The organism is Pseudomonas sp. BF-R-01, from assembly GCF_019946615.1.
GTDB lineage: Bacteria > Pseudomonadota > Gammaproteobacteria > Pseudomonadales > Pseudomonadaceae > Aquipseudomonas > Aquipseudomonas migulae.
This window is the reverse complement of the sequence record NZ_JAGYFX010000070.1, coordinates 18,652-30,567: the sequence shown is the minus strand read 5'-3', so window position 1 is coordinate 30,567 and position 11,916 is coordinate 18,652. Positions and strand designations below refer to the sequence as shown.

The following is an 11,916-nucleotide window of genomic DNA, read 5'->3' as shown; positions in this document are numbered from 1 at the left end:
GATTCGGGATTGGGGGTTCACGCTAAACCTGTAGGAGCCGGCTTGCTGGCGATGGCGGTCTGGCGGACGCCTTCGCCGGCAAGCCTGGCTCCTACAACATCGCAGGGGAGGATTCGGGATTGGGGTTCACGCTAAAAACCTGTAGGAGCCGGCTTGCCGGCGATGGCGATTTCACGGGCGCCTTCGCTGGCAAGCCTGACTCCTACAAAATCGCGGGGGATTCGGGATTGAGGTTCACGCCAAACCTGTAGGAGCCCGGCTTGCCGGCGATGGCGATTTCACGGGCGCCTTCGCCGGCAAGCCTGGCTCCTACAACATCGCGGGGGTGTTCGGGACTGGGTTTACGCCGGGTTGAGACAGGCATGAAAAAGCCCAACCTGAAGAGGTTGGGCCGAGGTGTTGAACAGGCATGTGTTTCCATTCACTGGCGCGTATCCATCATTTTGTCGGCGAGCGCCTTGGCTCTTTCAATCAACAGATTCTGCCTGTCCTCATGAGTGGCCCCTCCTACAACCGGCGCCGTCAGATTGCTTTCCGCAATCAGCGCAGCGCAAAAATATTGATCCCAGACAGCTTTGTCCGCGGACGTCTGTGCGGTCATTCGGTCGGCAATCATCTCCGGCTCCTCCTGATGAAGTAGCACTGCCAGTTTACGCCCGATTCAAGCACATCCAAATGTCACCATTCGTCGCTAATGTAGACGCGACAAAGAATTGCCACAGCCTCTGGCGCAGGGATTGCAATCGCCGGTCGTAATCGCCCGGAAACGACGTAATTCTGACGCGACAACCATCAAATCAATATTTTGGACGCCAGCCATGCGCTGGGTCTTTTACCCGGAGATGTAACGTGTCAACTCTCAACGAAATCGCAGCGAACCACGCGAAAATGGCGAAAAAACTGGCGGGAGAGTCGACCGAAATGTGTGAGCGACAGCCGCTGGTAGTGGGTGGGTTTGAGGTCACTTCCGTTGTTGATGAGCAACCCCATGTGCCAATGCACCTCATCGTTGCCGGGCAGGACAACCACCTCGTCCAGGCTGCCGGCTACTTGCCCTGAGTTATTGCGACAGACCCGACGACATCGCCGCGACGCTTACACAGACCTGAAACGAAAAAAGGGATCAAGCATCTGGATGCATGATCCCCTTTGACGGATATGAAACAGCGGACCTCGCGATCAGTGGTCAGGGTTGACGTGGCATCCGCCGCGCCTTTCAGCTCGATTCGCTTTCCCGGATGAGCTTCTTGTTAATCTTCCCGACGCTGGTTTTAGGGATCTCGGCGACGAACCTGAACCGCTTGGGAATCGCCCATTTGTTGATACGGCCACGCTCGACAAACCCTTGCAGGTGCACCTCCAGCATCTTGCGGTCGAGGTATTGCCCAGGCTCGCACACCACCAGCGCCATTGGCCGTTCGCCCCATTGCTCGTCCGCAATGCCCACGACCGCGACCGACATGACGGCCGGGTGTTCGCTGATCAGGCTTTCCAGTTCCAGGGAGCTGATCCACTCCCCGCCCGTCTTGATGACATCCTTGATTCGATCTTTGATTTCCACCCCTCCCAAAGGGTCAATGGAGGCCATGTCGCCGGTGTGCAGCCAGCCGTTGTGCCAAAGCTCTGCCCCCTTTTCGGGCTCCTTCAAATAGCCTTGGGTCAACCAAGGCGCGCGCACCACGATCTCGCCCAGGGACTCTCCGTCATGGGCAACTTCATTGCCATTGGCATCGATGATTTTCAGGTCGACCATCGGCACGGTTGTGCCAGTCTTGATGCGGGTAACCAGTTGGGCCTGCGTGGATTGTGCGAGGTCTTCGTCACGCAGGTAAGTCAGGCACAGCAACGGGCAGGTTTCCGACATGCCGTAACCGCTGTGTACCTGAACACCTTTGGCACTCGCTTCACTGGCGATGCCCAAGGTCAGCGCGCTGCCGCCCAGGAGCATTTTCCAGCCATCAAAACGAGTCCGCTGCGCTTCCTCGCAGTTCAGGATCATTTGCAGAATGGTCGGCACACAGTGGGAGAACGTGACCTTCTCCTCTCGATACAGCCTGACCAGGCTGTTGGGCTCGTAGCGGCCGGGGTACACCTGCTTGATGCCCATCAGGGTGGCGACATAGGGCACACCCCAGGCATGCACGTGAAACATCGGTGTGATCGGCATGTAGACATCATCGGAGCGCAGCAGCGGCAACCCCTGGTAGACGCCCAAAGTGCCCACGGCATTCAAGGTGTGCAAGACCAATTGGCGGTGGGTGAAATACACGCCTTTAGGGTCGCCGGTAGTGCCCGTGGTGTAGAAAAGGGTCGCCACCGAGTTTTCATCGAAATCGGCAAAGTCGTACTGGTCTGCGGCCCCGGCCAACAGGTTTTCATATTCCCCCAGCACCGGCAGCGACGTGGGAGTGGCTGTGTCGTCCGTAAGCTGCAAGTAACCTTTGACGGTGTTGAGCTGCCCGTGAATCTGTTCAACCAGAGGCAGGAAATCGTCATGCACGAGCACCAGGTCGTCCTCGGCATGGTTCATGGTGAAGAGCACCTGATCCGGCGAAAGACGGATGTTCACGGTATGCAGCACCGCGCCGATCATCGGCACGGCAAAGAAACATTCCAGGTAGCGATGGCTATCCCAGTCAAGCAGGGCCACCGTGTCCCCGGCCTTGACGCCGGCAGCGGTCAAGGCGTTGGCCAGCTTGCGTATCCGCTGGTTGAGCGTCTGGTAGCTGTAGCGCAGCTTGTCGGCATACACGATTTCCCGGCCCGGCTCGTAGCGCACGCCGGACAACAACAATTGCTTGATCAGCAAGGGATAGGCGTAGGCGCCGTCGGCGGGCGGAATTATTTTTGTCGCCATCATGGTTGTGGTTCCCGGTCCTTTTTTACGTGAGCTCAGAACTGCTCTGCATCCAATTTATAGAGGCATTCGCTGCCAGCCTTGGCCGACGCGCTCAACGAGTGGATACGTGGCAGCAGACGGGCGAAGTAGAAGCGTGCAGTGGCCAGTTTGCTGACATAGAACGCGTCCTTGGAATGCGTGCTCATGGCGGCTTTGGCCATTCGCGCCCACATGTAGGCGTACGCGGTGTAGCCGAACACGTGCAGGTACTCGACCGAAGCCGCGCCGATTTCATTCGGGTTGTTCTGGGCTCGGTCCAGCAGCCATGCGGTCAGTTCGTCGAGGGTGTCGACGGCGGCGTTCAACGGTCTGGTGAACTCGCCGAGGTCAGCGCAGGCATTGGCGGTAAAGTTGCGGATTTCCGAAGCGAACAGCCGGTAGAGCGCCCCGCCGCTGCCGACGATTTTGCGCCCGGCCAGGTCCAGTGACTGGATACCGTTGGTGCCTTCGTAGATCTGGGTGATGCGCACATCGCGAACCAATTGCTCCTGGCCCCATTCGCGGATATAGCCATGGCCGCCGAAGATCTGCTGGCCATGCACGGTGGTTTCCAGCCCCATGTCGGTGAGGAACGCCTTGGCCACAGGGGTCAGAAGCGACACCAGTTCCTGGGCGCGGCTGCTGATTGACTCGTCTTCGCTGTACTTGGCGGTATCCAGCTGCAGGGCCACGTAGCTGGAAAACGCCCGCCCGCCTTCGTTCAAGGCCTTCATGGTCAACAGCATCCGTCGTACATCCGGGTGAACGATGATCGGATCGGCGGCTTTGTCCTTGTTCTGCGCGCCCCTCGGCGAACGGCTTTGCAGACGGTCACGGGCGTATTCGACGGCGTTCTGGTAAGAGCGTTCGCCTTGCGCAAGGCCCTGAATACCCACGCCCAGACGTTCGTAATTCATCATGGTGAACATCGCCGCCAACCCTTTGTTAGGTGCGTCGACGATCCAGCCGGTGGCACCGTCAAAGTTCATCACGCATGTGGCGGAGGCCTTGATGCCCATCTTGTGCTCGATGGAACCGCAGGACAGTGAGTTGCGCTCGCCCAGCGAGCCATCGGCATTGACCAGCACCTTGGGCACCAGGAACAGCGAAATGCCTTTCGGTCCCGCCGGTGCATCCGGCAAGCGCGCCAGTACCAGGTGAATGATGTTTTCGGTCAGGTCGTGCTCACCGCCGGTGATGAATATCTTGCTGCCGCTGATCTTGAAACTGCCGTCGGCCTGAGGTTCGGCACGGGTGCGAATCAGGCCCAGGTCTGTGCCGGCATGCGCTTCGGTCAGGCACATCGAGCCGGTCCAGGTGCCGTCGTACAGGTTCGGCAAGTAGGTGGCTTTCAGTGCTTCGCTGGCGTGAGCATTGATCGACAGGCACGCGCCGGCCGTCAGCATCGGGTACAGGCCGAAGGACAGACTGGCCGAATTGACCATCTCTTCGACCTGGGCCGAAATGGCCTTGGGCATGCCCATGCCACCGAACCGCGGATCGCCACCTACGCCGACCCAGCCACCTTCGGCAAAAGCCTTGTAGGCGGCGGCAAAACCATCCGGTGCCGTCACCGAGCCATTGCTCCAGGTGCAGCCTTGTTCATCGCTGCTGCGGTTCAGCGGTGCAATCACTTCGGCGCTGATCTTGCCGGCTTCTTCGAGGATCGCGGCGGCCGTTTCTTCATCGATCACCTCGGCCAGGCCAGGCAATTTGGCCCACAACCGGGACACCTGGAAAACCTCGTTGAGTACGAAGTGCATGTCACGCAAAGGAGCTTTGTAATCAGACATCGTTGGCTTACTCGGAAGTGGTCAGGGCATGAGGCATGCCCGGACGTTGAGAGATTTCGGTGTTGTCGGCTTGCGCAACAGGGCCGGGCGCCAGCGCCCGTTCGCGCAACAGGAAATAAGACAGGGCAGGAATCAGCACCAGCGCACCCAGCATGTTCCACAGGAACATGAAGGTCAGCAGGATGCCCATGTCGGCCTGGAACTTGATCGGCGACCAGACCCAACACACCACGCCAGCCGCCAGGGTGATGCCCACCAGCCCGACCACCCGGCCGGTGAAGGACACCGCATTGCGGTAGGCCTGGGACAGCGGCAAGCCCTGGCGCTGGAAGTGCAGTTGCACGCTGAGCAGGTACAAGGCGTAGTCAACACCGATGCCCACGCCGAGGGCGATCACCGGCAAGGTCGCAACCTTTACGCCGATACCCATGGCGACCATCAGCGCTTCGCAGAGGATCGAGGTCAGTACCAGTGGCAACAGCGCCACCAGCGTGGCGCGCCAGCTGCGGAAGGTGATCAGGCAAAACAGCGTCACTGCCGCGTAGACGTACAGCAACATGGTGCGATTGGCTTCGCGCACGACGATGTTGGTCGCTGCTTCGATGCCCGCGCTGCCGGCCGCCAACAGAAACTGACGATCTTCGGTGCTGTTTTCCTTGGCGAACTTGTCGGCAATCGCCACCACCGCATCCAGCGTTTCAGCCTTGTGATCCTTGAGGAACGTGATCACCGGCATCAGCGAGCAGTTGTTGTTGAACAGCTCAGGCGAGTTGACCGAAGCCTGCTGCGCGGCGTAGTTGAGCACGTCCTGGTTACGCTGGATGCTGTTGAGCTTGGGGTTGCCTTCATAGGTGCCGGCAGTGATCTGCCGCACGGCGTTGACCAGCGAGGTCGTCGCCTGCACGCCTGGATACTGTTGCAGCTCCCAGGCCAAACGATCGGCAAGAACCAACGTCTTGTAGTTCAGGCAGCCTTCCGGCGCAGTCTTGATCATCACCGCAAACAGGTCGCTGGACAGCGCGTAATGCTGGGTGATGTAGGCGTTGTCGCGGTTGTAGCGCGAGTCGGCACGCAGCTCCGGCGCACCGCTTTCCAGATCGCCGATCTTCAGGTTGAGGCTGACCATGAAGCCGCCGATGCCCATCAACACGGCGACCAATACTGCGCCGGTCGCCCACTTGGCGGTGGTGAAGCGGTCGAGCAGGTCCCAGAGTTTGCCGAAGCCCTTGTGGTGTTCGGCGCGGGTGTCGATTTTCAGCGCGCGTTCGGCAGCCTTGGCGCCAACACCGACATAGGACAGCGCCACCGGCATCAGCAACAGCGAGGTGAAGATCAGCACGGCGACGCCGATGCTGGCGGTGATCGCCAGGTCCTGGATCACCGGAATGTCGATCAGCATCAGCACCGCGAAACCCACGGCGTCGGCCAGCAACGCGGTGACGCCGGCAATGAACAAGCGGCGGAAGGTATAGCGCGCAGCAATCAGTTTGTGAGTGCCTCGGGCGATGTCCTGCATAATGCCGTTCATCTTCTGTGCGGCGTGGGACACACCAATGGCGAAGATCAAAAACGGCACCAGCACCGAGTACGGGTCGATGGCATAACCGAGCCAGGCGACGATACCCAGTTGCCAGACCACCGCAATCAGCGAGCAGCCGACCACCAGCAACGTACTGCGCACACAACGGGTGTAGGCATAGATGATCGCCAGCGAAGTGATGACCGCCAGGCCGAAAAACATCATCACCTGAATCAGGCCATCGATCAGGTCGCCCATCAGTTTGGCGAAGCCGATTACCCGAACCTTGTATTGGCCCTTGCCCTCTTCCCCGGATTTGCGCGCCGCGCTGTCACCGGCGAATTCGATCTTGTCGCGCAACTGCTCTTCGAGCATCTGCGAGAACGCGTGATAGTTGATGGGCTGACCACCGGCGGCGGCTTTGTCCAGCAGCGGCACGATCAGCATGCTCGACTTGAAGTCGCTGGCCACCAGGCTGCCGACCAGACCGGCGCGGGAGATGTTCTGGCGCAGTTGTTCGATTTGTTCAGGCTGACCGGAATAGGTATCGGGCATCACCGGGCCACCCTGAAAACCATCCTCGGTGACTTCGGTCCAGCGCACCGCCGGGCTCCACAGGGATTTCATCCACGCGCGGTCGACGCCTTCGGTGAGGAACAGCTGGTCGTTGACCTGCTTGAGTACGTCGAGGTAAGCGGGGTCGAAAATATCACCCTGGGTGTTCTCGACCACCACGCGCACCGAGTTGCCCAGGCCACGCAGCGACTGGCGGTTTTCCAGGAAATTCTGGATGTACGGCTGGCTCTGCGGAATCATTTTTTCGAAGCTTGGGCGCAGCTCCAGGCGTGTCACGGCCATGAAACCCAGCACCACGGTGGCCAGTGCCATCAGCAGCATGAACAGCGGCCGATAGTTGAACACCCACCGTTCGAGGAGGTTGCCGGAGTGCTGGTCGAAATCCCGCAGGTCGCGGATTACCGGCATGGCGTCTTGTTTGATATTGCCCATGTCTGGGTTCTCGCTCTTAGGGTTCGAGGGCTAGCGTCTGGGCGCCACGGCTGCCCGCGACCACCAACGCACCAGCAGCGGACTGGGTAACACCGGCGACCGGGGTCGGCACCGGTTGGCGCAACAGGTGCAATTGCGCGCCCGTGCCCTGGCTGACCAGCATCTGCCCACCCTGGGTGAACAGACGGTAGTCGCCACGGGCATCGATCAGGCCAGCGGTGATGCTGACGTGCAGGCCGGTGTCGAGTGCCGTCCAGTTTTGGCCGCCATCGGTGCTGCGCAGGACGTTGCCGCGCAGGCCATAGACGAGCGCTTCGCCAGGCTTGCCGAGCACGCCGAAAAAGCTGCCTTGATACGGCGTCGGCACGGCGGTAAAGCGTTGGGTGTGCTCATCCCATTTGAGCAACAGGCCTTGTTCGCCGGCGATGTATAACGCGTCGCCGGTGGAAGCGATGGCGTTGAGGTGGAAACCTTGCGGGTTGTCTGTGCGATCCTGAAAAGGCGTCCAGCTCTGGCCACCGTCCTCGGTGCGCAGGATCAGGTTGAACACGCCGATCACATAACCGACTTTGTCGTTGGCGAACCATGTGTCGAGCAGCGGTTTGTCTGCGCCCTGCTCGATCAACCGCTGGCCTTCGGCAACCAGCAACGGCCATTGTTCATTGCCCGGCTCGGCACTGGCCAACGCCGTGTAATGCTTGACCAGCAAGGCGCCGATCTGACGGCCGTCGAGTTGCTTTTGCCAGGTCGCGCCGGCGTCGCTGCTGTGCAGCACCACACCGTCGTTGCCCACCGCCCAACCTTGGGTGGTGGTCGGAAAATTCACCGCCGTGAGATCGGCACTGACCGGTACCGCTGCCTGCTGCCAGTGCTTGCCGGCATCATCGGAAAACAGAATATGGCCACGCTGACCGACGGCGACCACGCGTTCACCGGCGCGAGCCATGCCGGACAACGGACTGTTGATGGCCAAGGCACTGACCCTGGCGGGCAGGTCCAGCACATCGACGTAATCAGCCGCGAGGGTGACGCCCTGCAACAGGCCGAGCACAACGCCAAACGCCACCTGCAAATAATTCTTATACGAACACATACCGCGTCCTCTTCGGAAAACCTGGCGCCCACGCCGTCGGCGCACGGTCCACCGCCTTGTGAGCGGTGGACCTTGTAGGCGCTTTTTTGCGGTTGGCTTAGCGAATGCCGCTGCCGGCCAGGGATTCCGAAGACCACTGGGCCTTGGAAAGCGGATCGATGTACTTGATGCCGCCATAAGGCCCGACCACGCCGTTGATGTTGTAAGAACCACCGACCAGGTCGTAAATCATGAAGGGCGTGGAATCCGGGACCTGCTTGTCGTAGCTCTGGCTGAGGAAGGCGAAGGAGCCACGGTACAACTGACCACGAGCGTCGTATTGATCCGAGGCCAGAGCGGTCCAGCTGTCTTCATCAAGGTAGAAGCGGCGCTTCTGATAAATGTGGCGGGAGCCGGCCTTGAGGTTGCCCTCCACCACCCAGACGCGGTGTTTTTCCCAGCGCACGAAGTCCGGTGCCAGGTGATTGGCGGTGGTCAGCGACTTCGGATCCTGGGCGTAGGTCAGCTTGTAGGTGTTGTAGGGCACAATCATTTCCTGCTTGCCCACCAGCTTCCAGTCGTAACGGTCCAGCGCGCCGTTGAACACGAAAACATCGTCGTAGGTGCCCGCGCCGGCGGTGCCTGGGTTAGGCGTGTCGTAAGCCAGGTTCGGTGCCAGTTTGACCCGACGCTGACCCGGCAGGTACTGCCAGGCGCGGCGCGGTTGCTGCAGCGGGTTGGCGGCGTCCTTGAGCATCACCGCTTCACCGGCCCGGCGTGCAGGGCCGGTGTACGACAGCTTCATCTGGTAGTACACGTCGGCGCTGCTGATTGGCTGCGCCAGGTTTTCGTAGATCGGGTAGGAGATGAACGCCTGCCCGGTGGTGGCCAGGCTCGGCACGCCGGCGGAGTCAACGTTCCAGGAGTCGTACTTGGAGTTGATGCTCACGCCTTGATAGCGCAGCAGGAAGTTCCACATCGCTTCGCTGCCCGATTGCGGGATCGGGAACGGCACGCCCGGCAGCACGTTATCGATGGCCAGACCGCCTTCGAGGGACTTGGCGCCGCTGGCATTCTTCACGCCGTTATCGAGGATGGCTTTTGGCAGCGAAACGGTGCGGTGGGTCGGGTATACGTCGACACGGTAAGTCGGGAAACGCTTGGCCAGTTCCACCGTGGTAGCACTGAGCATGCCCTTGTACTGATCGACGTTTTTGCCATCGATCACCAGCAACGGTTTTTCACTGGCATACGGATCCGGGCGCATGCTGTCACCGGATTTGAAACTGGCCGGCGGCGTGGTCAGGCCACCGTCGTAGGCGGGGATGGAACCATCAGCGTTCCCGGCCTTTTCGGCGCCCACCAGGGTCAGGCTGCTGCCCAACTTGGCAGCGTCCTGGGTTGAAACAGCGGCCTGTGCCTGAGCGACCAGGACCATGGCCAGCGAAGCGGCCAACACGGTTTTAGCAAATTTCATCTTGTTATTCTCCTGCTTGCATTGAGCAAATCAGTGTTGAATCAAAAAGTGGTTTTCATCGTCAGGTAAACGGCGCCACGGTCCTCAGTCGTTGCACCACCACCGGAAAAGGCCGAGTAGCCACCGGCGTAACAGGCGTAGTTTTCGTTACCGCTAAAGGCGTTCGGCGCAGCGCCGTCACCTCCGGTCGGGCCGGTACTCACACCGCTGACATTGCACTTGTCGGTCTTGCCGAAAGAGTCCACGTACTTCAGGTCGACAAAGTATTTGTTGTACACAACGGCCCCGAGACCGATGGCGTAGTTACCGGTGTCTTTGGCACCGCCACCGGAGACCGGTGAAACGCCATCGAGACCGACGTTGATGGACATCGGCGCGTTGAGGTCGACACCGGGAAACACCTGGTACCAGGTTGGTGTGAAGTTGACCGCGATGCCCCAGTTGTCCCGGGTTGGCTGGTCGATACCGCGGTAGGTGCCCTTGCCTTTGTAGAGCGCCTCGTTCTTGCTATCGAGCTTGAGCAGGTTGCTGTAATACAACTCGCCAAGCAGGGTTGCCGAATCGAATACAGGCGTTTTGGCAATGGTCATCAGACCGTTGAGCGTCCAGTGCAAGGTGTCGCCGGTGGCGGCCATGCTGTCGCCTTTCTGCGGGGTGTCATAAACCACACCGGTGGCAGCCGTACGCGCCGGCAACAGGCCAAGACCCGCGCCCAGGCCCAGCGGACTGTTAGTGCTGACAACTGCCGGAATACTCGCCAGCGGCATGTTGTGACGAATGTTCAGGTCCGAACCCACGCTCACCCCGCCCACATCCTTGGACAGGCTCAGGCCAACGATCTTGATGTTGTCGGCATAGGCCATTTGATAGGTGGCGGTGCTCAGCGAGTTGAGCGTATTGATCACCGCAGGCACTTGCCCTGCCGGCCGGGTGCCGTTCGGGTTGGCCGAGCTCAGGCCTCGGGCATCCAGCCAGGCTTGCGGGAGGATTTCCGAGGTTTCGCGGTAGTAGACGCCGAGGGTGCCATCCAGCCAGGCGGGCGACCACTTGGCCATGAGGCCCCAGTCGCCGCGCTTGTCCGGCGTCAGGTCATGCCCGCGACGCACGTTGGTCAAGCCGTTGCACGGCGCCAGGCCGCAACCCAGAGGGCTGCCAGGCACGACAGCATTAGTGTTACCCAGCAGGAACGACTGCGCGCCGAAACCGACCAGGTCGGAGCCGCCGTAGTAGGTGCCGGCTTCCGGCAGGCGTGCGGCGTCCCAGTCGAGAAAGTACTGGGCGGCCACGGTCAGTTCGGGATTGATCGTGAAGGACATCGACAGCTGATTGCGCGGAACGAACAGCTCCTTGGCTTCGGTGCCCGGCGATGCGGCCAGCTTGGCCAGGTCCAGGCCGGACTGGCCGTAGCTGATCGAATGCACCGGGTTGAGAATGGTCTCGCCCCAGAACACGTTGTGCTGGCCAGCCTTGAAACTCAGCATCGACTCCTCGCCCACTTCGGTGCTGTAGAACACGAAGGCGTCGAGGATTTCACCGGACGGGCCGGTGTAGTAACGCTGGGCATAGTTGCTCAGGTGCGGGCTGCCGTTGCCGACGTTGTCATTGGTGACCCCGGCCAGGCGCGGGTCGTTGGCGACCAGGCCCGAGGTTGAACCGTTGCCGTTGACGAATGGGTTCGAATTGGAACCGGTGTTCTCGTAGGCCTTGTCGTACCAGCTGGCGGCGCTGACGCGAAAGCCCATGTGGTTCTGGTAGACCACGTCCATCTCGGTCAACAGATCGACGCGGTTGGTGATGTTGGTCCCGGCCTTGCGGAAGTTGTAGTCGCCGTCGTTGTTGTTCGGCGTGCCCAACATGCGCTTGTCCGCGCTTTCAGTGCGTACGCCATAGTTGTACTTGATGGTGTTATCCAGGCGAACGGTCCAGTCCGGGTTACCTGTCTCGATCTCTGCCGCATGGGCCATCGGCACCGTTGCCGCGAGAATGGCTGAGGCCAGCAAGGTGTAGCGTGAAGCGGTGAACCCGTGACTCTTATTGTTGTGCATTGCGTTGTCTCCGCCATTTTGTATTTGTTTTAAGCGCAGCCGCCCTCGCGCACCCTCTTGTTCCAGGGGTTTGCGTTTTTCAGGAGTGAGGGCAAATGCCGGATGGCGCGAGCCAACCGGCGCC

General features: G+C 60.4%; 8 protein-coding genes. 1 reads left to right on the top strand and 7 read right to left on the bottom strand.

What is annotated here, in order from left to right:
• Positions 1–421: 421 nt before the first annotated feature.
• Positions 422–616 carry a hypothetical protein gene (locus KGB27_RS22230; RefSeq protein ID WP_008032821.1) on the bottom strand — a complete coding sequence of 65 codons (195 nt, stop codon included), beginning with the start codon at positions 614–616 and terminating at the stop codon, positions 422–424.
• 233 nt (positions 617–849) lie between these two features.
• On the opposite strand from KGB27_RS22230, the gene KGB27_RS22225 reads away from it, so the two are divergent.
• Positions 850–1,059, top strand: coding sequence for a hypothetical protein (locus tag KGB27_RS22225; protein WP_008032820.1), 210 nt, complete (start codon positions 850–852; stop codon positions 1,057–1,059).
• Between the two features lie 157 nt (positions 1,060–1,216).
• On the opposite strand, the gene KGB27_RS22220 is transcribed toward KGB27_RS22225, so the two are convergent.
• The 6 genes from KGB27_RS22220 to KGB27_RS22195 all read right to left on the bottom strand — a co-directional run bounded on the left by KGB27_RS22220 (position 1,217) and on the right by KGB27_RS22195 (position 11,792).
• A complete protein-coding gene (locus tag KGB27_RS22220) occupies positions 1,217–2,860 on the bottom strand; it encodes a fatty acid--CoA ligase (RefSeq protein ID WP_223556370.1) in 1,644 nt (547 codons plus the stop codon).
• A gap of 32 nt (positions 2,861–2,892) precedes the next feature.
• Entirely contained in the window at positions 2,893–4,671 is a 1,779-nt protein-coding gene (locus tag KGB27_RS22215) for an acyl-CoA dehydrogenase C-terminal domain-containing protein (protein ID WP_008040959.1), read from the bottom strand.
• A 7-nt stretch (positions 4,672–4,678) separates the two neighbouring features.
• Positions 4,679–7,198, bottom strand: a complete 2,520-nt coding sequence (locus tag KGB27_RS22210) for an efflux RND transporter permease subunit (protein ID WP_192418268.1) — start codon at positions 7,196–7,198, stop codon at positions 4,679–4,681.
• 16 nt (positions 7,199–7,214) lie between these two features.
• Positions 7,215–8,291, bottom strand: a complete 1,077-nt coding sequence (locus KGB27_RS22205) for a WD40/YVTN/BNR-like repeat-containing protein (RefSeq protein ID WP_207286386.1) — start codon at positions 8,289–8,291, stop codon at positions 7,215–7,217.
• Between the two features lie 97 nt (positions 8,292–8,388).
• Positions 8,389–9,747, bottom strand: a complete 1,359-nt coding sequence (locus KGB27_RS22200) for a DUF1329 domain-containing protein (RefSeq protein ID WP_192226497.1) — start codon at positions 9,745–9,747, stop codon at positions 8,389–8,391.
• 41 nt (positions 9,748–9,788) lie between these two features.
• Positions 9,789–11,792: a DUF1302 domain-containing protein gene (locus KGB27_RS22195; RefSeq protein WP_223556369.1), complete on the bottom strand. Its 2,004-nt coding sequence runs from the start codon at positions 11,790–11,792 to the stop codon at positions 9,789–9,791.
• Positions 11,793–11,916: the final 124 nt, after the last annotated feature.

Excerpts from the sequence above, each read along its gene's own strand:
- KGB27_RS22195 (WP_223556369.1), bottom strand. The coding sequence starts at position 11,792 with ATGCACAACAATAAGAGTCACGGGTTCACCGCTTCACGCTACACCTTG.
- KGB27_RS22200 (WP_192226497.1), bottom strand. The coding sequence starts at position 9,747 with ATGAAATTTGCTAAAACCGTGTTGGCCGCTTCGCTGGCCATGGTCCTG.
- KGB27_RS22230 (WP_008032821.1), bottom strand. The coding sequence starts at position 616 with ATGATTGCCGACCGAATGACCGCACAGACGTCCGCGGACAAAGCTGTC.
- KGB27_RS22215 (WP_008040959.1), bottom strand. The coding sequence starts at position 4,671 with ATGTCTGATTACAAAGCTCCTTTGCGTGACATGCACTTCGTACTCAAC.
- KGB27_RS22205 (WP_207286386.1), bottom strand. The coding sequence starts at position 8,291 with ATGTGTTCGTATAAGAATTATTTGCAGGTGGCGTTTGGCGTTGTGCTC.
- KGB27_RS22210 (WP_192418268.1), bottom strand. The coding sequence starts at position 7,198 with ATGGGCAATATCAAACAAGACGCCATGCCGGTAATCCGCGACCTGCGG.
- KGB27_RS22220 (WP_223556370.1), bottom strand. The coding sequence starts at position 2,860 with ATGATGGCGACAAAAATAATTCCGCCCGCCGACGGCGCCTACGCCTAT.